This is a genomic window from Staphylococcus cornubiensis (assembly GCF_900183575.1).
Lineage (GTDB): Bacteria > Bacillota > Bacilli > Staphylococcales > Staphylococcaceae > Staphylococcus > Staphylococcus cornubiensis.
On record NZ_FXUZ01000004.1, the window covers coordinates 183,982 to 205,919 of the forward strand.

At 37.0% G+C, this 21,938-nt stretch carries 20 protein-coding genes and 1 pseudogene; 9 read left to right on the forward strand and 12 right to left on the reverse strand.

Features of this window, described 5'->3' with window-relative positions:
- Nucleotides 1–181 precede the first annotated feature (181 nt).
- A complete protein-coding gene (locus CCE82_RS06815) occupies nucleotides 182–1,369 on the forward strand; it encodes a spr1629 family repressor/antitoxin (protein WP_086428661.1) in 1,188 nt (395 codons plus the stop codon).
- 82 nt (nucleotides 1,370–1,451) lie between these two features.
- On the opposite strand, the gene CCE82_RS06820 is transcribed toward CCE82_RS06815, so the two are convergent.
- The gene (locus CCE82_RS06820; RefSeq protein ID WP_086428662.1) at nucleotides 1,452–3,056 is read right to left on the reverse strand and encodes an L-lactate permease; all 1,605 of its coding nucleotides are present in this window, start codon (nucleotides 3,054–3,056) and stop codon (nucleotides 1,452–1,454) included.
- A gap of 470 nt (nucleotides 3,057–3,526) precedes the next feature.
- Between CCE82_RS06820 and bioD the strand changes: the two genes are divergently transcribed.
- From bioD to CCE82_RS06845, 5 genes are all read left to right on the forward strand, one after another.
- On the forward strand, nucleotides 3,527–4,204 hold the full coding sequence (bioD, locus tag CCE82_RS06825; protein ID WP_086428663.1) for a dethiobiotin synthase: 678 nt from the start codon (nucleotides 3,527–3,529) through the stop codon (nucleotides 4,202–4,204).
- Entirely contained in the window at nucleotides 4,194–5,546 is a 1,353-nt protein-coding gene (gene bioA, locus CCE82_RS06830) for an adenosylmethionine--8-amino-7-oxononanoate transaminase (protein WP_086428664.1), read from the forward strand. Before bioD ends, bioA begins: the two co-directional genes overlap by 11 nt.
- 2 nt (nucleotides 5,547–5,548) lie before the next feature.
- Nucleotides 5,549–6,679 carry an aminotransferase class I/II-fold pyridoxal phosphate-dependent enzyme gene (locus CCE82_RS06835; protein ID WP_086428665.1) on the forward strand — a complete coding sequence of 377 codons (1,131 nt, stop codon included), beginning with the start codon at nucleotides 5,549–5,551 and terminating at the stop codon, nucleotides 6,677–6,679.
- Nucleotides 6,679–7,371, forward strand: a complete 693-nt coding sequence (locus CCE82_RS06840) for a 6-carboxyhexanoate--CoA ligase (protein ID WP_086428666.1) — start codon at nucleotides 6,679–6,681, stop codon at nucleotides 7,369–7,371. Before CCE82_RS06835 ends, CCE82_RS06840 begins: the two co-directional genes overlap by 1 nt.
- Before the next feature lie 292 nt (nucleotides 7,372–7,663).
- The gene (locus CCE82_RS06845) at nucleotides 7,664–8,698 is read left to right on the forward strand and encodes a family 20 glycosylhydrolase (RefSeq protein ID WP_086428667.1); all 1,035 of its coding nucleotides are present in this window, start codon (nucleotides 7,664–7,666) and stop codon (nucleotides 8,696–8,698) included.
- Here CCE82_RS06845 and icaC read toward each other — a convergent pair.
- The 7 genes from icaC to CCE82_RS06880 form a co-directional block, all read right to left on the reverse strand.
- Nucleotides 8,695–9,753 (reverse strand): polysaccharide intercellular adhesin biosynthesis/export protein IcaC, encoded by a 1,059-nt coding sequence (gene icaC / locus CCE82_RS06850; protein ID WP_086428668.1) that lies wholly within the window; start codon nucleotides 9,751–9,753, stop codon nucleotides 8,695–8,697. The genes CCE82_RS06845 and icaC overlap by 4 nt on opposite strands.
- Entirely contained in the window at nucleotides 9,740–10,606 is an 867-nt protein-coding gene (gene icaB / locus CCE82_RS06855; RefSeq protein WP_086428669.1) for an intercellular adhesin biosynthesis polysaccharide N-deacetylase, read from the reverse strand. The genes icaC and icaB overlap by 14 nt, the downstream gene beginning before the upstream one ends.
- Nucleotides 10,590–10,886, reverse strand: a complete 297-nt coding sequence (locus tag CCE82_RS06860; protein ID WP_240507180.1) for an intracellular adhesion protein D — start codon at nucleotides 10,884–10,886, stop codon at nucleotides 10,590–10,592. The genes icaB and CCE82_RS06860 overlap by 17 nt, the downstream gene beginning before the upstream one ends.
- Entirely contained in the window at nucleotides 10,883–12,109 is a 1,227-nt protein-coding gene (gene icaA / locus CCE82_RS06865; protein ID WP_086428671.1) for a poly-beta-1,6 N-acetyl-D-glucosamine synthase IcaA, read from the reverse strand. The genes CCE82_RS06860 and icaA overlap by 4 nt, the downstream gene beginning before the upstream one ends.
- Nucleotides 12,110–12,206: 97 nt before the next feature.
- Nucleotides 12,207–13,088 carry a helix-turn-helix transcriptional regulator gene (locus tag CCE82_RS06870; protein ID WP_086428672.1) on the reverse strand — a complete coding sequence of 294 codons (882 nt, stop codon included), beginning with the start codon at nucleotides 13,086–13,088 and terminating at the stop codon, nucleotides 12,207–12,209.
- A gap of 582 nt (nucleotides 13,089–13,670) precedes the next feature.
- Entirely contained in the window at nucleotides 13,671–14,195 is a 525-nt protein-coding gene (locus tag CCE82_RS06875) for a DoxX family membrane protein (RefSeq protein WP_086428673.1), read from the reverse strand.
- A 360-nt stretch (nucleotides 14,196–14,555) separates the two neighbouring features.
- Nucleotides 14,556–15,182 (reverse strand): FMN-dependent NADH-azoreductase, encoded by a 627-nt coding sequence (locus CCE82_RS06880; RefSeq protein ID WP_086428674.1) that lies wholly within the window; start codon nucleotides 15,180–15,182, stop codon nucleotides 14,556–14,558.
- A 277-nt stretch (nucleotides 15,183–15,459) separates the two neighbouring features.
- Here CCE82_RS06880 and CCE82_RS06885 point away from each other — a divergent pair, with 277 nt between their 5' ends.
- Both CCE82_RS06885 and CCE82_RS06890 read left to right on the forward strand, forming a co-directional pair.
- Nucleotides 15,460–16,155: a CPBP family intramembrane glutamic endopeptidase gene (locus CCE82_RS06885; RefSeq protein ID WP_086428675.1), complete on the forward strand. Its 696-nt coding sequence runs from the start codon at nucleotides 15,460–15,462 to the stop codon at nucleotides 16,153–16,155.
- Between the two features lie 81 nt (nucleotides 16,156–16,236).
- The gene (locus CCE82_RS06890) at nucleotides 16,237–16,875 is read left to right on the forward strand and encodes an NAD(P)-dependent oxidoreductase (RefSeq protein ID WP_086428676.1); all 639 of its coding nucleotides are present in this window, start codon (nucleotides 16,237–16,239) and stop codon (nucleotides 16,873–16,875) included.
- Between the two features lie 76 nt (nucleotides 16,876–16,951).
- Here CCE82_RS06890 and CCE82_RS06895 read toward each other — a convergent pair whose 3' ends face one another.
- The 3 genes and pseudogenes from CCE82_RS06895 to CCE82_RS06905 form a co-directional block, all read right to left on the reverse strand.
- Nucleotides 16,952–18,163, reverse strand: a complete 1,212-nt coding sequence (locus CCE82_RS06895; RefSeq protein ID WP_086428677.1) for a putative multidrug effflux MFS transporter TcaB — start codon at nucleotides 18,161–18,163, stop codon at nucleotides 16,952–16,954.
- 105 nt (nucleotides 18,164–18,268) lie between these two features.
- Nucleotides 18,269–18,837: pseudogene (locus CCE82_RS06900) on the reverse strand (isochorismatase family protein).
- 35 nt (nucleotides 18,838–18,872) lie between these two features.
- Complete coding sequence (locus CCE82_RS06905; RefSeq protein ID WP_206184382.1) at nucleotides 18,873–19,436, reverse strand: TetR/AcrR family transcriptional regulator; 564 nt, start codon at nucleotides 19,434–19,436, stop codon at nucleotides 18,873–18,875.
- A gap of 231 nt (nucleotides 19,437–19,667) precedes the next feature.
- Between CCE82_RS06905 and CCE82_RS06910 the strand changes: the two genes are divergently transcribed.
- On the forward strand, nucleotides 19,668–20,105 hold the full coding sequence (locus CCE82_RS06910) for an Lrp/AsnC family transcriptional regulator (protein ID WP_240507185.1): 438 nt from the start codon (nucleotides 19,668–19,670) through the stop codon (nucleotides 20,103–20,105).
- 334 nt (nucleotides 20,106–20,439) lie between these two features.
- Here the strand turns inward: CCE82_RS06910 and CCE82_RS06915 are convergent, their stop codons facing one another.
- Complete coding sequence (locus CCE82_RS06915) at nucleotides 20,440–21,849, reverse strand: pyridoxal phosphate-dependent decarboxylase family protein (RefSeq protein ID WP_086428678.1); 1,410 nt, start codon at nucleotides 21,847–21,849, stop codon at nucleotides 20,440–20,442.
- Nucleotides 21,850–21,938: the final 89 nt, after the last annotated feature.

Here is a 21,938-nt window from a genome sequence, read left to right on the forward strand (position 1 = left end):
ACAACTTTAATGATAAAGAGGCATTGACTTAAATACTGGATAGAAAATATAAAAATATTGGAGTAAAATTGTAATAGTTATGAACAAGACGTTAATCGTGTGTCACAGTTTAACAACAAACCAAAGTGATTGATTGTAAAAGCGTTATCGGGATGAATTCATAAAGAAAGTGTGAAGTGTTATGTTTAGAGGTGAAAATCTTAAAGCATTAAGAATGATTGAAGGATGTAGTCGTAAATCATTAACAGACGTACTACAAACTTCTGAACACGTGATTTGGCAATATGAAGTACAAAATATGGTACCTGAAATAAACGAAATACGCACTTTAGCAGAGAGGTTTAGTGTAAAGACTCGTTTTTTCTTTTCATACCAACAGCCTTTATTGAAAGAAGAGATTGTTGAGAGACATACAATTGCTTTTCAACTCAACAGGCATAGGACAAGCACGAAAATTTTAAGTCAAAACCATGCGCAAGCAAACTTTTATGCGCAATTGACAGACTATTTATCAGGATATGTCAAACAACCTCATCCACCAATACTGACATTGATTCACAAGATTGATCGTTACTTTTCACAAAATATGGATGCAAGAGCACGTATTCAACTGATTGCAAACGAGGCACGTGAGGTGGTATTAAAACATCAATCAAATGACCAGCTCCTATTGGCATTAGAAAAATTTGGTATTTACATTTATGAAAAAGACTTAACTGATGATGCAGATGCTTACAGTTTTTGGTCAAAACACCAAGTTCCATTCATCATTTTATCTAATAATAAAGGTGTTGCTGTTCGAAGACACTTTGATTTAGCGCATGAGTTAGGCCATTTGTTACTCCATCGTCAAGTTGAATTTGATATGTTGTCACACGAAGCGTTTCAAGCAATTGAAAAAGAAGCAGATATTTTTGCGGCGGAGTTTTTATTACCCGAGAAACAATTTATTGAATCTTTTAATCAAGTTAAGAAGAAATCAAACCCTGATTATTTTGTGATGTTAAAGGAACAATGGTATGTTTCTATACAAGCGATGGCGATGCGGGCATATTATTTAGGTTTATTATCAGATGCGCAATATCGTTATTTTTGGTCATTAATTAACAAAAAGGGTTATAAAAAGAGAGAGCCGCTAGACGTAGACATCAAATTACCTAAGCCTGTAAAAATCAATAGCTTATTAAATATGTTGTTCTCTAAAAAAGTACTGACACCCGAAATTCTACTTGATGATTTGCAAATTGAACCAGAATTTTTGTATAAAAAAGCGAGTATAAGCGAAAAGTTATTTGAAAAATTCATGCAACAAGAAAAGCGGACAGCTGAAGCAGATGTGTTAAAAGGTTTCGTTATCCCCTTCACCTAAACACTTCATGTTAATCATGCATCAAAAAAGAGTGCAGCGACATCAATGGTCACTGCACTCCTTTTATGATGATTTTTGAATGTTAGAAGAAAAATGTTGCGAAGACAAATGCACTGATACCGACAAGTGCACAATATAACAATGCAGGCCCGAGTGTTTTACGAATCACACTACCTTCTTTACCTGCCATGTTAACGACAGCACACACTGCTACGACGTTATGCACACAGATCATGTTACCTGCAGCGCCCCCAATCACTTGAGCGGCCAATACAGTATGTAGATCAGTACCAATCGCATCAGCAATGTTCGCTTGTACAGGTGCAAATGTTAAAGTTGAAACAGTTGCACTTCCTGTAATAAATGATCCGAGTGCGCCTAAGAATGGTGCGACGAACAACCACATATCACCAAATGTGTGAGCCATCCCGTTCGCAATAAATTCAGGCATGCTGAGTAAATCTTTACTGTTAACACCTGAGTTACTAAATACATGCACCATTGCCAAAGTAGCGATCAATGTAAAACCTGTGACGCTGATTGTTTTGGCAGAATCTTTGCAGGCTTTTGAAAAATGTCGGAATGATTTACGTTGGATAATGATCGCAAAAATAGCTGCAATAAATAATATCGTTCCTGGTGAATAAAGTAATTGCCAACTTGATGAAATGGTTTGATAGCCTAAAATCTGATTCCAAGATAAGTCGAGTACAGTCGTTGTAAATGTTTTAACCGGTGCAACGATACGCGTTAACAATAAAAGTACAACGACGATTAAATAAGGTGACCAAGCGGATAGTAAGCTCATTTCATGGGGTTGAGACAAGTCTGATGCTTGGTAATCATCTGTTAACGCTTCTGTCCATTCGTTTTTAGGAACAAGCCAACCTTTTCTCGCAGTCACAACGGCAACGATTAATGTTGTCAGTGAGCTTAAAATAGACACAAACTCTGGCCCTGTCAGTACAGCATAAATCCATGCAGCAACTGCGTACACGACACCGATGAGTAAAGTCCATGGCAAGATTTCTAATATCGCTTTCAGTTTGTTTGATTTTCCAAAGAAGATAATCATTGTTGTTACGATGATGAGCGGAATGAATACACCACTGAATAAATCGATTAATGTAATGTGAATGGCTGTTTCAGAAAACAATTGTTCATTTGCTCTTTTTAATGTACTTAAACCGACAATGACAGGTGTACCTACTGCACCGAATGATACGGAAATACTGTCTGCGATTAACGCGGTAGTGACACTCACAAGTGGTCTAAAGCCTAATGCAACCATTAATGGTGCAGTGACCATGGCAGGTGTTCCAAAACCAGAAGCACCTTCAATTAAAGAACCAAATAAAAATGCGACGATAATCACTTGGATACGCATATCGCTAGAGACACTTTGGAAACTTGCATTGATACGTGCAACAGCATTCGTTTCACGTAATGTATTTAATAAAGTTAATGCACCAAATAAGATTAAAATGATTGTTAATGTTTTATGGGCACCTTGTAATAAAGACGCACCGATAACGCCTGCTTCAATCCCCCATACTGAAAAGCCAAGCAATGTCACAACGATTGCACTAATGGTCATCCCAACAAGTGCTGACATACGCAACAAGACTAAACAAATAAAAGGTGTGATGACTGCACTTAATGCGACAAGCATCAATAAAGTATTCATTTTTTGACCCCCTAAAAAATCTTTCCCTTTAAAGACATCTAATGACTAGATGACTGTATCGATTGAATTGTAAGCGTTTTTACTATAAATTGCAATCTAATTTTTAGCGCATCTTTTTTATTCGTCACATTTCTGCCATATTTTACTATTACACATAAATTTTTAATTCAATTTTTCACAAAAAAGAGCAAAATTAAATAGAGAAATCAGTGTGATAAACATGCACTGTGTCATAAATACATATGTCAGAAGCTATAAAAGTAGCACACATATTTTCATTATTTATTTTTACAGACTAATAATTATAAAATGAAAGTTTTTTTAAAAAAAAGATAAACAATTGCAACTGTTTGTATCTTCATGGTCCAATCGAATTTTAAATGTAAACTAAATATAAAATATGTTTACAATAAGGCGTGGAAACAGTAACATATGAACAGTACTCCATTAAAAGAGTAGAGGTGACATAAATGAAGCTGTTTATTACGAGTACGAATACAGATGTAGGTAAAACATACGTGACGACTCATTTGTATCATTATTTGACACGCCAAGGGTCGAAGGTACATATTATCAAACCATTTCAAACTGAAGTGTTACCTGATGGCAAGTATCCAGATTTGGAAAGTTATCAAAAAATGTGTGGTCTGCCGTACGCGGATACGTCTTTTTATACGTTTGCAGCACCAGTTTCACCACATTTGGCTTTTAAACTAGAACCACATCAACAATTAGATCGTATGGCAATTAAGACGTGGGTTGAGGATTGGCATGCGCAATGCGATGTGTTGCTCATAGAGGGCGCGGGAGGCATAGCAGTACCAATTTATGAAGATGAGGATACCTTTTACATGACAGCAGATTTAATTCGTGACGTAGCGGATGCTGTAATTAGCGTTATACCTTCTCAATTGGGAGCAATCAGTGATGCACTTGTTCACCATCATTATTTGACGACGATGCATCTCCCTCAAGGACTATTTGTGATGAATCGATACACCGATACAGCTATTGAGCAAGATAATCATCATACGATTGAAAAAATAACGGGGCGCTATGTCGAAATATTTCCAGAAGCAGGGACAGATAGAGACTTTTCAGCGACGTTATTCGATCAAATTAAAGGAGTGGTAACGCATGAAGCATGAAACTTTAGTACAGAAGGATCGTGATTATGTTTGGCATCCTTTTACACAAATGGGCATGTACAATCAACAAGATCCTATCATCATTGAAAAAGGGAAAGGAAGCTATTTGTACGATACGAAAGGTCGTAAATATTTAGATGGCTATGCGTCATTATGGGTGAATGTCCATGGCCATCAGAATCGACAGCTCAATCGTGCGATACAGCGACAACTCAATGCGATTGCACATTCAACATTACTTGGTTCTTCCAATGTCCCGTCCATTTTACTTGCTGAACAATTAGTAAAGATGACGCCTGAACGTCTACAAAAGGTGTTTTATTCAGATACGGGCAGTGCTGCAGTGGAAATCGCAATTAAAATGGCATATCAATATTGGAAAAATTTAGATGCAGAGAAATATACCAAGAAAAATAAGTTTTTGACGTTACATCAAGCGTACCATGGTGACACAATCGGTTCAGTGAGTGTAGGCGGGATTGACACATTTCACCGCATTTTCAAGGATTTGATTTTCGAGAATATTCAAGTTCCATGTCCGTCGTTTTATCATAGCCATTATGCGTCTGAAGCGGCAATGATGGACGACATTTTACATCAAATTGAATCCATTTTACAAGCGCGTGCAGATGAAATTGTAGGATTTGTGATTGAGCCGTTAATTCAAGGCGCAACAGGACTTTTTGTACATCCAAAAGGGTTTTTGAAAGCTATTGAACAGCTCTGTAGAAAATACAATATTTTACTGATTGTGGATGAAGTGGCAGTTGGTTTTGGACGTACCGGAAAAATGTTTGCTTGTGAGCATGAAGCGGTTCAACCTGATTTCATGTGTTTAGGAAAAGCAATTACAGGAGGGTATGTCCCTCTCGCCGCAACATTAACCTCTCAAGCCGTATACGATGCGTTTTTAAGTAATGCACATGCGAAACAGACCTTTTTCCATGGGCATACATATACAGGAAATCAAGTCGTTTGTGCGGTTGCGCTTGAAAACATTCGCCTATTTAAAACGCGAAACTTGATCAGTCAAATTGAAAAGACATCGATGACATTACGGACATCTTTAGAGGCATTATCTGAACATCCGCATGTAGGTGATATACGCGGGAGAGGATTGATGTACGCTGTTGAGCTTGTAGAAAATCGTTCGAACAAGACGCCTCTTGAGATTGCACAGGTGGAAGCAATTATTGCGAAATGTAAGGCAGAGGGGCTGATGATTAGAAATTTAGAAAATATTATCACTTTTGTGCCTGTCTTAAGTATGTCCAATCGTGAAATGAAACGAATGGTCCGCATATTTAAAAAAGCATTGCATCATGTTTTAAAGGGGCGTTGATGATGGACCTTCAGCGCAAGTTAGATGCACTGCAAGCTAAAGGACAGTTGCGTCAATTACGAGAAGTCGAAGCGGTGGATGGTAAGTGGATTACGATGGAAGGGCGTAAGTTTTTAAATTTTACGTCGAATGATTATTTAGGGCTAGGGCAAGTGACACATACAGAGGTAATGCCTGAGTCCGCGCTAAAACATCTCGCAAGTTCACGATTAGTGAGTGGGAATACTGCATTGTATACAAAAGTTGAACGGTTGTTAAGTGTCCACTTTCACTTTGAAGATGCATTAGTCACGACGAGTGGCTACGATGCAAATTTAGCAGTGATGCAAGCTTTTCAAGATGAGGAGGTGGTCGTGTTTTCGGATGAAGGTAATCACGCAAGTATTATTGATGGCATACGGTTAAGTCGGCTTCAGAAAGTCATTTATCCTCACAATGATATCGCAACATTAGAAAGGTTATTGCGCCAATATCCCGAGGACATGACTAAAGTCGTCGTGACAGACAGTGTCTTTTCTACGCATGGAGATTTTGCGAAACTGGAAGATCTTATCGCTTTGAAAGCAACGATACCGCAGATGTGGCTAATGGTGGATGATGCACATGCCTTTGGATTAAACTTGCATACATATGATGCGAATATTGATGTTTTAACGACCAGTTTATCAAAGGGTGTCGGTGCACATGGTGGCGCGATTTTATGTACTTCACTTTTTAAAGAAGTGTTAATTAATGTAGCGCGACCGGTCATTTATTCCAATGCGTTGCCTCAATTTCAATTAGCACAGTTATATCAAAATTTGGAATTGATGTTTGCGCAACCAGAAAGAGGACAGGCATTGCGTCAATTAAGTGAAACATTCAATCAGTTGTATTTCCGTTATTTCGGCGTTTCATATGCAGAGACTTCAACGACGCCGATTAAATGGATTCGGTTTAAGGATTATCGCGAGGCTGAACATGTCTATCAAGCGTTGTTGGCACAAGGTATATGGGTCAGCTATTTCAGGTACCCGACTGTCGCACAGCCGACATTACGCATGTCACTTTCTTGGTTTCATGATGAGCGTGATTTAGAGTACCTTTTCACACAATTGTCGCGTGCGCGTGGACGTGGCAAGGAGGTGAAATGATGTACAGTATTAAAATGAGAGCAAATCAAGACGGCATACATATCAGTGGTGCTGAAACAATATGTGAAGCACAAAAAATTCCAGCAGTCCTCCAAACGTTTTTCGACAAAGGCTTTCAACATGAAAATGGTGCAATCGATTTTATGAATTTGAAAATTGAAAAGGTAGCAGCCCCGTTGTACCCACTGAATGCTTTGCCTATCATCGAAAATACGCCGCACACGTTAGAGACATTATGTCAGATACATGGTATTACAAAAGAGGCGCTTAACAAAGGGATGACATATATTTTTGATGACACACAGTATAGAGGCGCGGTCATCGTCTCTGCACAAACGGGAGAACGATTAGATCAAACAGGTACAAGAGGGGTTCGCGTGACACACTTTTGCTTTGAGGATCACACGAGTGTACCGCTCGTCAGTTCACGTATTCAAGATGCTTTGACGATAGCGACATGTATCACCACATTTGCACAAGTGAAAGGGGAACTGTGTGTGTCGGATGACTTACATTACACGACGGGATATTTTGCTTCAGCAAAACGTGGCTATCATCGTTTACACCACATAAAACCCGCCGCCACGCGTTACGGTGGGCGTGTCATTTTTGTGGATGACACATTGCCAATGGACGACTATATTTCATTTTTACAACAGCAGCCGAAACAAGTCATTCGCCATAATGAATAGTTATCAGTGGTCGCTTTCTTTTAAAGAAGGGAAGTGGACCGCTGTTTTTTTATTTGAAGCTAAAGTGAGATGTTCAGGAATGTGAATAGCACTGTTTGATTATGATATAGTGGGGGAGATAACCGGAATGTATCATGTTTTTGAGATACGTGTTCTTTATTATGATGGGACATATATTGTCATTAATGGATATACATAAGCGGAATAGAGATGAAAAAATATCGTTAGGGACACTATATGTCCGATACTTCATATTTCCCGGGAAAACGATAGATAAAGAGGAGTTGAAACGATGAAATATTTGTATTCAATAGGTTGTGTGTTTTTACTTTTTCTCACAGCGGGTCAACGTGAAATATTAGCGCCAGATATTCAAAAAGGAGTGAATATTGATATTGCCCGTAAAGACTATTCACTGGAGACAGTTAAAAAAATTGTTGATACGATAGCGAAACATGATGGGGACTATTTACAGCTGCACTTTGCTGATGATCAACATCATGCGATTGCTTTTCGGGATATGCCGACCGAAAAACGCGACACTTGGTCACAAAAAGAGGTTCAAGCATTAGTCCAATATAGTAATGAGCGTAACGTCATGGTAGTACCGGATGTTGATTTTCCGTCGCATGCAGGGGCGTTACTTCAAGAGTTGAAAAAACAAGATAAATCTCGTTATAAAGCGGTTGTATCCAAGTTCAGCGAGAACACGGTTGACTATTTCGATAATCAAGAAGCGGTCAAATGGAGTCGTGAGTATTTAAAAGAAGTGATGTCGTTGTTTGAACAGCCTCAATACGAAGGAAAGCAACGTATTGTTATTGGGGGAGATGAAGTGCCTGGAGCGATGGATCATCAAAAAGCATTCGTACATTTCATCAACAAATTAGCCCAAACAGCACAAAGTAAAGGCTATCAACCTCAAATTTGGAATGATAGCCTTACAAAACAAGGTGTTCAACAGTTGGATTCGCGTGTTTCTGTATTGTTTTGGAAGCAGCACGAAGCGACGCATCAGCAGCAAGCACATGTCAAAGACTTGGCTGATGCAAACATTCAAGTGTTCAACTATAACGCACATACTTTATATTTTTTACCCTCGTCACAATATTCTGAGGAAACGATTCAGCAACAACAACAGTTTATTGAAAATAATTATGCCGTTAATCGTTTTAATTATTTTAATGATGCACATCATGTCGTTGCACAACCGAATATCCAAGGTTCTGCCTTATCATTTTGGGGGGAACATGCGGGAGAGATGTCACAACAAGAAATGCTCCAACAAATTCAACCACTGATCGAAACGTATTTAACTCAAAATTAAGAAAGGCGAATATCCAATTTGTACGGTTGTTTGCCAATTGCGAATCGGAAAATGCGAAATTCCCGTAAAAATAAACCGACACCTATACAAATACCAAGTGTATAGAGAAGTGAAATCGCAATAAAAACAAACGTTAAATCTGCAAAATTTAAAAAGTATTCGTAAAGCGTGCTCAAAATGATGGGGTGGAACAAGTAAATGAAAAATGAAAATGCACTAATCAAGTTGATTGTACCTAACATCATTTGTTTAAAATGAAGACACAAGCTGAGCAACAATAAGAACATCAGTGTATGATATAACATCAAGTTTTCATTAAAGCTTGTGACCCATCCATAATCATGGTGTTGAAAAATGACAAATATGATGAATGACAAAATGGCTAAAATGATAATAATAAAAACGTACTGATGTAAATAATTGATGACTGCAGTATAGTTCCTACCAATATAAGCCCCGAAAAAGAAGAAGAAAATCCAGCCGAGCATACATGTGTTTTCGCTCAATGGATAAATCGACACAAATTTTTCGGCAAATGCAGGATTCGTGTCAAATTGGTGTAAAAAACTAAACTGTATGATAAAGGAAACAACGAGCAAAATTTTACTATCAAATAATTTGGGGGACACTTTAAAAATGATATAGCTCAGTAAGACGAACTGCATAATCACAATAATAAAGTAGCCATGCCAACGCCCGAGTATTAAATTTTCGTACAGTTGATGTGTAAATGATGTTGCGGTAATTCTGCTCTCACTAAAACAATAAAATGCGCCTACGATAAAGTAAGGTAGCAAAATGTATTTCACACGTGCCCATATATATTTTACATTGACAGTTTCATAATTTAATGTTGTCAATAATTGAGACAAGATAATGAAACTGGGTGTACCGAAAATGACAATGTGTTGTAAATAATAGATCAGTTTCAGTTCAGCAAGATCACTCGTATCAAGATGGCGCATAAATTCAGTGAAAATATGCGTCAAAATGATAAGCATGCAGGTGAATGCTCGAAAATAGACGAGTTCTAACTTTGTTTTACGATGCGTCATGATTGAAAGCACCCCATTTTTTCACTAATTCATTAAACGCATCTTGGCTCACCAAAATACGTGGAATATAGTAGTTATTATCATCGACAGACATCGCTTTTTCTTCCAACGTGTACCCATATGAGATGCCACTGTCTTTAATTGTTTCCACGGCTTCATCATTCACTTGTCCATAAGGGTAGGCAATGGCTGTTTCTTTACGATTGAAATGTTGATCGAGATAGTCATTGCTTGTTTGCAAGTCATATTTCAGTACTTTAGAACTCACTGTTAACATTTTAGATTTCGTTTTTTCTAATGAATGCAAATCATGTGTATGTGATTGAAACGTCCATAAGCCTGAGCGTTCCATTTCTTCAAGTTCGTCTATAGTAGATAAATTCAAATTATGAAAATTTTGAGCCCCAACTTCTCCAGTAATAACAAATCCTGTCGCAGGGACGTGATATTTCTTTAAAATTGGAAAAGCATTTCGGTAAATAGACTCATCCATGTCGTCAAAGTTAATCCAGACGCTCCGTTTCGGGAAGTGACCTTCTCGTTTATAGCGAACCATCTCTTCGTGTGTTAAAAAGTGTGCATCGTGCTCTATAAGCCATTTAATTTGTCGTTCGAACTCTGATTTACTCACACTATAAGTTGAAACTTCTTTACTGTTAGAAAAAAGAAACAAAAATAGATCTAAAAAATCATCATTTCTGACTCTATGGTAATTTAAGGCTAGAGCGGTTTGATCGCCGTCATCTTTAAGTTTGTGCGTTTCTGCTTCTGCCTGATACGTTGGGAAAAGTGCAACAGCTATTGTAGAGATGACACACCCTATGACCATGAAAAGTTTAAAGAAATTTGCCATCGTTAATGCCTTCTTTCTTATTTCGATATTGATGAACGAATATACTTGTAATAAAAATCACCGTAACAATCACTATAAAAATTGCCATTTTTACAAACATCTGGTTCATTGAGTCGATTTCAATATTGAGCACCGTTCGCATTAACAACACCGAATGGGCGCTAATATGAAATAATGAGCCGACAATTAAAATAAATGCGATGAAGCAATAAATCCACAATGAAATAGAGAAGCAAAAGATAACGACTTCTCGAATAAAATCTAATATGGCATGTCTCAATCTTTTCTTCCTCTGTCTGGACTTGACCATGTTGCAAATTCACCTTTCTTTCTAAGCAGTGCTTTTGGAAATGCTAGCATCGCCACAAGTGCATTGAGAATCCAATAGACAGTGGGGTACCAGCTTAAATAAAACAATGTAAAAATATTTTGCTTTTCATACCGGGAATCGATAATCAAAGACACTGAAAATTGCACAATATTAATAAATGTCAAAATAAGTGCGGATAAAATAATGATTGAAAAGTCATATTGAAGAAAATAAATGTCTAGAAAATTAGAGTTTAAGAGTGCAATCAATAAAGAAATGACAATCCAATACACCCAAATGAGTGAGAATAGTTGTTCGAATATAAGCATATACAAAGCGGGGTTCATCGTTTTAAGTCCTTTTAAGCCATCGCGAATGAGCACTTCTTGGCCACCTTGCGCCCAGCGTATACGTTGTTTCCATAAACCAGAAACTGTTTCTGGGACGAGCATCCAACAAAGTGCACGTGGCTCGTATTTAATGTGGTAGCCGTGTAAATGGAACTTCCACGAAATTGCGATATCTTCAGTAATCATATCAATATCCCAACGCCCTACAGCCTCAATTGCGGATTTACGAAACAATGTAAATACGCCAGAAATGGTATTAATTTTTCCCATAATAGACTGGGCCCTTTTAATACTCCCGACCATACTGGCATATTCAATTGTCTGTATTTTTCCTAACAGTGCACGTTTATTGCGAATACGCGGATTACCTGTAACTGCAGCGAGTTTTGGATTCTTTTTGAAATGTTCAAGCATAAAATACGGTCCCTCATTATCAATCATCGTATCTGCATCAATCCCCATCACATAGTCATACGTTGCATATTCTAGCCCTTGATTCAACGCATTTGCTTTTCCGTTATTTTCTGTTAAATCAACAAAAATAAAGTCTAATGTATTTTGAAGACGATAGAGGACTTCAGCAGAATTGTCAGAACTTCCATCATTAATTACGATAATTTCTTTATTTGGAAATTCTAACGCTTCAATACTTTTAATCGTGTCTTCTATCGTCTCAGCTTCGTTAAAACAAGGAATTAAAAAAGAAATACCTTCCTCTCCAATATTTTTATTTGACGCCTTTTTTAGTCTTATTTCATAAAAAAGGGCATAAAACAGTGTGCCGACTATCCAATAAATAGACATAAATAAAGGATATAACAGCAGTATCAGTAAAATATCCATAACAATTAACCTCCTAAATCATAAGAGTGAAGGGAGGAGCGTTGTTGTATATTGTTTAAGTAGATGATATGAAACAAACATCTGAAATCAAACTAAACTATGGTATTTCTTGAAATAAATAAACTTGGCAAAGTTGATTTATATAAGTAACAAACTGTTTATATAAACGAGGTGGACCAATAATTCTAATATGAGGACTATGCAGGAGACATAATTCGAATGCTTCGATAAATGAGATGTTAAAGTTGACTGTAAAAAGTTTATCGTTTTTAGAAATGATTTTATTCACTTCATATAAATCTTTAATACGTGACCATACCGTTACATCCATTTCAAGCGTTACATCCATCTTAATGTGTAACGTTTGTGGTGCTTGCTCATCGATTTCTACTTGACAGATTCGATTGAGCGGTAAAAATTGTTCCTGTAAATCCATTCCTCTGTATACGAGATGCCAATCTTCTTTAAAATGAACGACCTTAATAGGAAGTAATCGTGTCATGAAACCTTCTTCTGTTGTGATATTAAGCAATTGTCGCTCTTCAATCGCATGATATAACACGAGTAAAATCTTATGTGACATAAATTGATTCGTACTTTTAATCTTTTTAAGATAAGATTCAAAGTGTCGCTTATCATTTGGAAACAACTCATTAATAATATATTTCAATGCTTTCTTCACGTTATCTGGTATCACTACTTTATTAGATGCCAAATAAATGAGCAAAATCTCAAATCCTTCTAAATCTTTCATTTGATGATTAGATTGAATAAGATAATTGTTGTCTTTGTAGTTAAAAAGAATATCTTTTTTCATCAACCATTCTTCATTATCATAAAGATAATTTCTAATGGCTTGAATATCTCTTTTGATTGTCCTTTCATTCACGTTAAATTCATCTGCTAAAAGTGTTTTATCAATTTTTTGATGATGAATTAACCGTGTATAAATACTTAATAACCTATGAGCTCGTTTCAATGCCTCACCTTCTCTCTTTTAATGTATTATAAATAATGCATGGGACATTTATGTGTACAACTTAGTTTCAATTCAATGTCACTTTTTAAAGAATAGGTAACAAATTCTTTACGCAAATATCTTAGAGGACAAATTATGTCATCATAATTGACGTAGTTCGTAAAGATTGAGACTTGTTTATAAAATAGAGTGACATAAATACAGCGTTGATCGTCGTTTAATCCGATATAAGTAACATACTATTACTAAATTTTGATGGATATATTAAATAGAAGAAACAGTGCGAGGTGTAGAAAAAACGTTGAATTTTTAGTGAGTGATGTTTCAAAAATGGTACTCCTTTTAAATAAGATAAATCTATTGTATTAAAGTTAACGTATTTGACGGAAACTTACAATATAATAGGCACGAATTGAGTAATAAATAGAGGGTTTCATAAGGATTTGAATCATTTTTGAAATTTGAGAGTGATGTGTGACAATGCAACAAGTTAAGAAATCAAAAAATCAGGATACACTTGTGACATCATGCAGTTAAACTGCCACAAATGACTCCTGATTGATTTATAGTCAAAATAAAAGTTTAAACGCTTTTATCTTTAGATTCTGGATGATAGTTAAAGATGCTGAAAAACTTTTTGCTTAATAGTGATTTTAAGAAACGGTCTACACCGAAGAAACCACTGTTGTATCCACCAACAAAGATGAAGAACCCGATTAAAATGTAAAGTGGGTTCACTGAAACTGTGCCAGCGAATAAGAATAAGAAGTTAAGCACTAAGCCAATCAATGCGCCGACTGGTGTGAATAAGCCTAGAATCAATAATAGACCTGCAATGATTTCGAAAGCAGGGATAATGACATTGATTATAGGTGTCATTGGAATAACAACGTGCTCTAAAAATGATGTGAATAAAGGATATTGCACACTACCATCCGTTCCCATAACAGGTTGTTGAACGGCATGTTGTAAAAATCCTCCTGCATTAAATCCTTTTGGGCTAGTGACTTTAGCTATACCTGACATTAGCCAACCATATCCAAGATAAACACGTAACACCAATAAAATAACACTTGCAATGGTACTTTTTTGGAACCATCTAACCATAAAAACATACGCCTCCTAATTAAACTGCGCAATAAACTGAATCGTTTATTAGTATATTTTATATATCTACAAAGATATTATATAAAATCATGGCAAATGACACAATACAAATGTGATAATATTCACAAATTAGACAAAAATAGCGTCGTGGCGGGCTTTAGCGCAATTATGGAAGTGTTGAAAATCTCGAAAATTTTGAAGCGTTTACATATAGACGGGATAAGGATTTTGCGAAAATGAGGTCGCAATAGATAGAGGTAATTTAAACCTTATTTATTGGACAGTTCAAAATCAAAATACAACAAAAAAAGACCCTTTCCATGAAATTCACGGAAAGGATCTTTACCATTAAATCTAATATTAGAAGCTACGTCCAAGTTCTTCAGCTTGACGAAGTGAATGTGCTTTGATTTCTTCGCTACGTTCTGGTGCAGCATGGTGACCTTCAACAATGATTGTTTCGTATGAAGGTACTCCGAAGAATGCCATCATCGTTTTGATGTAACGATCACCGTGTTCTAAGTCAGCGCCAGGACCTTCAGAGTAGAATCCACCACGAGCTTGGATGTGTAAAGCTTTTTTGTCAGTTAATAAACCAACAGGACCTTCTGAAGTATATTTGAATGTTTTACCTGCTACTGCAACAGCATCGATATATGCTTTAAGTACAGGTGGGAATGATAAGTTCCACATTGGTGAAACGAATACATATTTATCTGCATTAATGAATTCTTCAACGATTTCGCCTAAACGGTTAACTTTTTTCTCTTCAGCTTCTGTTAAAGTTTCGCCGTTTTGTAATTTACCCCAACCAGAGAATACGTCTGCGTCGATTTGTGGAATATCTTCTTTGAATAAGTCGATGTGTACCACTTCATCTTCTGGGTGAGCTTTTTCGTAAGTTTCTTTAAAAGTTTTACCTGCAGCCATTGAAGCTGAAAGTAATTCATCTAGAGGGTGTGCTGTAATATAAAGTAATTTAGCCATAATTAATATTTCCTTCCTTTTTTCAAGAATCGATAGTCTTATTATAACAGGTATAAAAAATATATCAACAATAAAATCTCGAATTCGTGATTTTTTTTGAAACACATTTCAAATTTGTACAATTACACTCGAAAAAGCTTGTAATAACAGGCTTTTTATCATGATAGTGTCATATTGATACTTAAATCAAAATCAATGAAATGCTATTGAAAGGCGATATGGCTATTGTTATGATAAGTTCACGTGACTAAAGAGAAACATAAAAAGGAGTACAAACATGACAACTTTATCATCGTCAGGGAGGCCGGTGCATTATCGTGATTTTATAATCGTCCCTGTATTTATTTTATTACAGTATCTTTTTCCATTGCTAGCGGAAGACGTTTTTCCTAAATTATTGGAAAGTTACTTTAACTATTCATTACAACAACCTGGGCGTACGATTCTTTTCAATGTGATGATGTTTTTAGCGCAAGTGATTGTCATCATCATTTTTATTGCATTGCATCGTCATCATATTGTTACTGCTGCTCAAGCAAGATTAAAAGGCGTGCGTCAACACTGGTGGCGAATCATCGTTGTTTATTTCATACTGACAGGCTTTATTCTTATTTATCAGCGTTTTGTCCCATTGATGGCGATATTGGATGAACGTATCATCACATTGCCGTTAAGTTTGATTACGATTGGTATTTTAACGCCGATTGTTGAAGAATTGCTATTTCGTCACCTGATTATTGGTGAACTCGGCAAGAAATTCGGCTTTCGATTCATGGCAGTCGTTTCTATTCTTGTTTTCGGTGTCTCGCATTTTCTTCATTTCACGTCGATATGGACATTTCTACCATTTATTGCAGGAGGTGTTGCGATGACATATGTCTATATGGCGTCAAAACGCAATATTTTAGTTGCAATGGTACTCCATATTATCATTAACTCGGTATCTCAAATATTAGGCATGTTGGGGATCTAATGCGAGCGCAAGTTTTTCATTTATCTTGAAGCTGACCTATAATATAAAGTAGACAAGATAAAGAAGAGGGAGGTCGCTAACATGAAAGTTGGTATTATTGGTGCGACAGGTAAAGCCGGGCGTTTAATTACAGAAGAAGCGGTGAACAGAGGATTGGACGTGACGGCTATAGTGCGTGATGCATCTAAAGTGTCAGATAAAAGCCTTAAAGTGATAGAGAAAGATATTTTTGATTTAACGACTGAAGATTTAAGCGTATTTGATGTTGTTGTCAATGCATTTGGGACACCAATTGGTCAGACGCAACCACATATCGATGCTGGGCGTGTACTCATTCGTGCGTTATCTGGTGTCGACACGCGTTTAATCGTCCTTGGTGGTGCAGGCAGTCTTTATATGGATGAGGAAAGAACGAAAAACAGTTTTGATGTAGGTCGTGTTCCTGATTTTGCATATGAAATTGCTGTAGGGCAAGCAAAAAATTTAGAGGATTTACAAGCAACAACCGATTTAAATTGGACATTTGTGAGCCCTTCCGCATTTTTTGATGCAGATGGCCCACGTACAGGGAACTATCGTATTGGTGGAGATGTGATGTTGTTCAATTCTGATGGAGAAAGCTATGTGAGCTATCCAGATATGGCGTTAGCAATAGTAGATGAAGTTGAACGTGGGGATCATCTTAAACAACAAATGACAGTCGTGAGTGAAAAGAATTAATTATCTAATTAAAAAGTGTGTATCTACGAGGCTGACTATACGCCTTATAGATACACACTTTTTTGTGAAAATGTCTCTACTCTACATTTGCTTGTGATTCGTGTCGTGTATTTGCCCAGTAATGATAAAACTGAAGGAGCATAATCACAGTCATTGTGACAATCACGACGAAAATGTAAGGGACATAACTGTATTCACCTTGTAAGCCAACGAGGGGTGTTGAAATCCCACCGATGAAATATTGTAATAAGCCGACTAAGCTTGAAGCACTACCAATCCCTTTTTTCTGACCTTCAACAGCAATCGCAAAAGCTAATGTAGCGATACCTGCGACTGGGGCCATGATAAGTAAAAAGGCAGGTAATAAAATCCATAAAGACCAATGATTCATTAACGAGAAAATAGCTAAAATCGCACCGGCCAATTGTATAAATGAAAATGTACGGAAAAGGGCATGTTGATTGACATATTTGACGATGCGTCCTGTTAATTGAGCAGTGACAATGAGTCCTAAACCTGTTAGCGCAAAAATGTAGCTATATTGCTGTGCTGTTAATCCGTATAAATTTTGCATAATGAATGGAGACGCTGCCATATAGCTGAAGAACATTGCATAAGTGAACCCTTGAATTAAAATTGGAAGTATAAATGAACGGCGTGTGAGTAATATTTTAAAATCTTCAGCAATCGCTTTGACATGTGCTGGACGGCGTGAAGCTTGTGGTAATGTTTCATCAATTTTAAAGAGTGCACCGACTAACATTAATAGAGATAAGATTGTTAAAATCCAGAAAAGTACGCGGTAGTTCGCTAAACTTAAAATGAATCCACCAAACATCGGTGCTAATACCGGTGCAGCCCCATTAACGAGCATCAACAACGCTAAAAATTGTGTTAATGCTCTTCCTTTATATAAGTCTGTTGCAATTGCTCTTGATAATACAATCCCTGCTCCACCAGAAACCCCTTGAATAAAGCGAAAGACAATCATTACAATGACATTTGGTGCGAGTGCAATCACAATAGAAGCAATGACATAAGAAATGAGACTGATGATTAACGGCTTTTTACGACCTGTCGAATCTGATACTGTCCCAGCTACGATATTTCCTACTGCAAGACCGACCATGAAGAGTGTTAATGTGAGTTGTGTGATAGCTGTAGTTGTCCCAAAAGTATTTTTAACTTCAGGTAAAGCGGGTAAATACATATCTATAGAAAGCGGTCCAAATGCAGCAAGTCCCGCCATGATAATAACAAATAATGGAGACGTACGTTTATTTTCCATAACTTAATCCCTTTCTTTTTATACTAGACTCAATAAAAAATGGTAAAAAAGAGCACGGAAATCACCCCATTGACTTCCGTGCAACCCCCTAAATCATGTGCGCTCTTATTTTTCAGATTGAAGTTGTGCTTTCATTTCTGCAGTTGTTAAGACTTGTCCATGAGTGGGAAAGTATTCTCAATTGAAAAGTTGTGTAATGATGCTTCAGGTGCTGACATCATATCAGAGACGAAATATTGGTCGTAAGCATGTTGATACGCATCACGCGCAGTTGTATCTACACCGACATGCGTTGAAATCCCACCAATAACGATATTTTTAATGCCACGACGACGGAGTTGCAAGTCGAGATCTGTCCCGAAAAAGCCGCTAAAGCCGCGTTTATTCACAATGTAATCATGAGGTTCTGCGCCAAGTTCATCTGCAAGTTCTGCAAAGTCCGGTGCAGGCGCGCCACCTGGTAATGGACGCATTGCATTAGGTTTTAATGCATCCTTTCCGTCATGAAAATTAACGCGTACAAAAGCGATAAAACCATTATTTTCTTTGAATAACTTCACCATTTGGCTCGCATTATCTAATACGGTTGAAACACTATGAGGTGCCGTCTCTCCCATATTGGCAATGCCCTTTTGTAAATCGACTAATACAAGTGCTGTATTTTCAAAATTCATGTCACATCTTCCTTCCATTGATTAACTTAATTGATTTATGACTGAACGCCACGGATGAAAATTTTTAAAATACGATCGACAAACTGTTCTGATGGAATCCCTTTGACATAATGTTGATACTCAAAAACATCAGCTGAAAATGAATTGATCAACATATCGCTCAGAAAATCAGGATCTCTCACAACGTCTAATGTTGTGACACACGCCATCACTTCTTCTTTTAACTTAACATAAAAGGGTGTTTGCATCATGACACGCTTTTGTTTGTCAGTACGTTCAATTTCTTTTAACAAGTTAACATTTTCTTCCATCAGTTTGATCAGTGATAAAAAGATGAAGCGGAGTTGTTCGTGCGGGTCGCCTACCTTTTGCTTATGACGATCAATACGTTCAAACATTTGTGTCACTTCATGAGCTAACAATGTCGAACAAATATCAGACTTATTGGAGAAATGGCGATAAAGCGTTCCAGTTCCAATTTGAGCTGTTTCCGCTATTTTTTTCATGCTTACTTTATCAACTGTGGCGTCATTAAACAATCTTTGTGCTGTAGTAAGAATGTGTTGTTCGTTTCTAAGAGCATCACTACGCTTTGACACAACTCCCAACTCCCTTCTTTTAAGATGATAATGCTATTATAAGTGGGATGGGTGTCCGTTTCAAGAAATAAACTCACAAAAATATATCAGTATAAGATAGGGGAGAGAGCGGCCATTTGTATCGTTTTAAAATTGAAGATGACGTGTTTCTACCTATATAATAAAAACGATACGAGAAGGAATGATGATACTGACTTTGAATGGAATTTTTCGAGGTGGTAGCTAATATTGATGGAGAAAGAAGGCGATTGCATGGACGAAATCGATGTACAAATATTAAAATTGCTGAAAACAAACGCACGTATGAAAGTGAAGACCATATCTTCTTTAGTCATGTTATCTGAGCCCAGTGTTAAAAACCGGATTTCAAAAATGATAGAATCGGGCGTTATTCATGGGTTTAATGTAGATGTGAATTATGAAAAGTTAGGTTACATGATTGGCTTTTTTATGAAGGTTACAGAAATCAAAGTTGCAATTTCAGAATTTGAAAAGCGACTTCAACAAGTTCCAGATTTTCAAGAATATTATGCGGTCACAGGGACTGAAAAATATATTATACAGGGGCATACGAAAGATATTGCGAGTTTGAATGAGATAATCTTGAAAATGGAGCGTATTGCAGAATTCAACACCTCTATCATATTACATAAAGTGAAGACAGATTGAAGATAGAAAAGGCGGAAAGATCAAAACTTCAACTGTCTTAATAGATATATTTTCATCAAATTGCGTTCATTGACGGCCCTTTAAATTTTTATAATTGCCATCATGGGCGTGCGTTCTTATGGGATGATTTGCTCAGAAGTCTCGCCCATTTTAGCAATTGAAAAGACCATGAACCAATGAGAACAAACTGATGAAATGAAGAAAGCGAAAAGTATCAAAAATTTTTAGCCATATACAATTTAAATTGATTTTAGCATTCGATTGAATCGTTTTCATTTATCGTAAGAAGGGCTGAAAAATTAATAATGTTCTCTTTAAATTTTGCTTATCATGTTTACGCTTCTTGGACATAGGTATTCAGACGTTGTAATGTTCCATCGATATCTGCAGTCGTCGTTTCTGGGTGAATGGTACAAAAGCGAATGACACGGCGATGATTTAACTCTGTAGTATACGCTGCTGCATAGCCTGATTGTGCGATACGTGAAGCAGCATATTGCATCACTTTATCATTTTCTTCCGGGGTCTTATCTGGATGCTCGTAGCGGATGTTGATAATAGAAAGTTGTGGGACTGTGACAATTTTCCAATTAGCCATCTGTTGGACTTGTTGTTCGACATAACACGCCATTTTTTGTCCGTATTCGATACGCCGTTTAATTTCATCTTCACCAAGTACTTGTAATGTCACCCATAATTTCAATCCTCGAGGTGGGCGTGTTAATTCCATACCTAATTTCTCTGGATCAATATTTTCATTTGTTGAAGTAATATCATCCAAATACTCAGCTTCGACTCCATAAGTAGACAGCAGATGGTTTTTATTTTTGACGATAACCATGGCACAGCTATATGTTTGGAATAACAACTTGTGCGCATCCCATGTGACACTGTCCACCTTGTCGATATCTTTTAACAATTGTTTACCTTCTTCAGTGAAAATGTGTGATAAGCCAAAAGCGCCATCCGCATGGACCCACATCCGATGTTGACGTGCAATACGTGTAATATTGCTTAAATCATCAATGGCACCTGTGTTGGTCGTTCCCGTCGTTGCGACAATCATAATAGGACGGTAGCCATTCGCGATGTCTAATTCAATTTGATGTTCTAAAGCATTCACGTCCATGGTGTATAAGTCGTCAGTTGGAATATAGCGAAGTTGTGTTTGTGCAAAACCAGCAATGTGGAATGCTTTTGCGACAGAAAAGTGTGCTTGAGCTGTTAAATAGACCGTCGCCTCAGCCATTCGAGAGAGCGGAATCATCGCATCTCTACCAGCAGTAATCGCAGTCAATGTTGCCATCGAACCACCTGATACGAAGACGCCGCCAGATAATGTGGGATCGAATCCTATTTTTTCACTTAAATAATGAATTAAGCGATGTTCAATTGTAATAGGAAGTGGCGCGTTTGCAAAATTGGATGCGTGAATATTGTGCGCACTCGTTAAAAGATCAGTGAGCCAAGATAATTGAGATGCTGGGCCGGGAATAAATGAAAATGCACGTGGATGGTTCGAGCGATAGTTGTAATTTAGCACCTCGTTATGTAGTAAATCCATCACTTCCTCAATCCCTTTTCCTTCTTTTGGGATTATCATATGTTGATATTTTGCAATCATACTCTCTGTCGGTTTGCGTACGACAGGTAAATCTTTCATCTCTCTATTTAATAAATATTCCACTTCATTATAAATAAAATGACGCCATTCAGAGTGCGTATTTTTAATATCTCTATACATATGACTGCCTCCTTAATATGCTTGTTTTTCAATATTATTATTGTAGCGAAACAAAAAGACATCATTCTCAAGAAAAGATGGACTAAATC

Bases quoted from the DNA above. Each gene is read 5' to 3' on its own strand.
- CCE82_RS06845 (WP_086428667.1), top strand. From the start codon at position 7,664: ATGAAATATTTGTATTCAATAGGTTGTGTGTTTTTACTTTTTCTCACA.
- CCE82_RS06840 (WP_086428666.1), top strand. From the start codon at position 6,679: ATGTACAGTATTAAAATGAGAGCAAATCAAGACGGCATACATATCAGT.
- CCE82_RS06915 (WP_086428678.1), bottom strand. From the start codon at position 21,849: ATGTATAGAGATATTAAAAATACGCACTCTGAATGGCGTCATTTTATT.
- icaA (WP_086428671.1), bottom strand. From the start codon at position 12,109: ATGGATATTTTACTGATACTGCTGTTATATCCTTTATTTATGTCTATT.
- CCE82_RS06885 (WP_086428675.1), top strand. From the start codon at position 15,460: ATGACAACTTTATCATCGTCAGGGAGGCCGGTGCATTATCGTGATTTT.
- bioD (WP_086428663.1), top strand. From the start codon at position 3,527: ATGAAGCTGTTTATTACGAGTACGAATACAGATGTAGGTAAAACATAC.
- CCE82_RS06895 (WP_086428677.1), bottom strand. From the start codon at position 18,163: ATGGAAAATAAACGTACGTCTCCATTATTTGTTATTATCATGGCGGGA.
- CCE82_RS06910 (WP_240507185.1), top strand. From the start codon at position 19,668: ATGGAGAAAGAAGGCGATTGCATGGACGAAATCGATGTACAAATATTA.
- icaB (WP_086428669.1), bottom strand. From the start codon at position 10,606: ATGGCAAATTTCTTTAAACTTTTCATGGTCATAGGGTGTGTCATCTCT.
- CCE82_RS06835 (WP_086428665.1), top strand. From the start codon at position 5,549: ATGGACCTTCAGCGCAAGTTAGATGCACTGCAAGCTAAAGGACAGTTG.
- CCE82_RS06880 (WP_086428674.1), bottom strand. From the start codon at position 15,182: ATGGCTAAATTACTTTATATTACAGCACACCCTCTAGATGAATTACTT.
- icaC (WP_086428668.1), bottom strand. From the start codon at position 9,753: ATGACGCATCGTAAAACAAAGTTAGAACTCGTCTATTTTCGAGCATTC.
- CCE82_RS06890 (WP_086428676.1), top strand. From the start codon at position 16,237: ATGAAAGTTGGTATTATTGGTGCGACAGGTAAAGCCGGGCGTTTAATT.
- CCE82_RS06875 (WP_086428673.1), bottom strand. From the start codon at position 14,195: ATGGTTAGATGGTTCCAAAAAAGTACCATTGCAAGTGTTATTTTATTG.
- bioA (WP_086428664.1), top strand. From the start codon at position 4,194: ATGAAGCATGAAACTTTAGTACAGAAGGATCGTGATTATGTTTGGCAT.
- CCE82_RS06815 (WP_086428661.1), top strand. From the start codon at position 182: ATGTTTAGAGGTGAAAATCTTAAAGCATTAAGAATGATTGAAGGATGT.
- CCE82_RS06820 (WP_086428662.1), bottom strand. From the start codon at position 3,056: ATGAATACTTTATTGATGCTTGTCGCATTAAGTGCAGTCATCACACCT.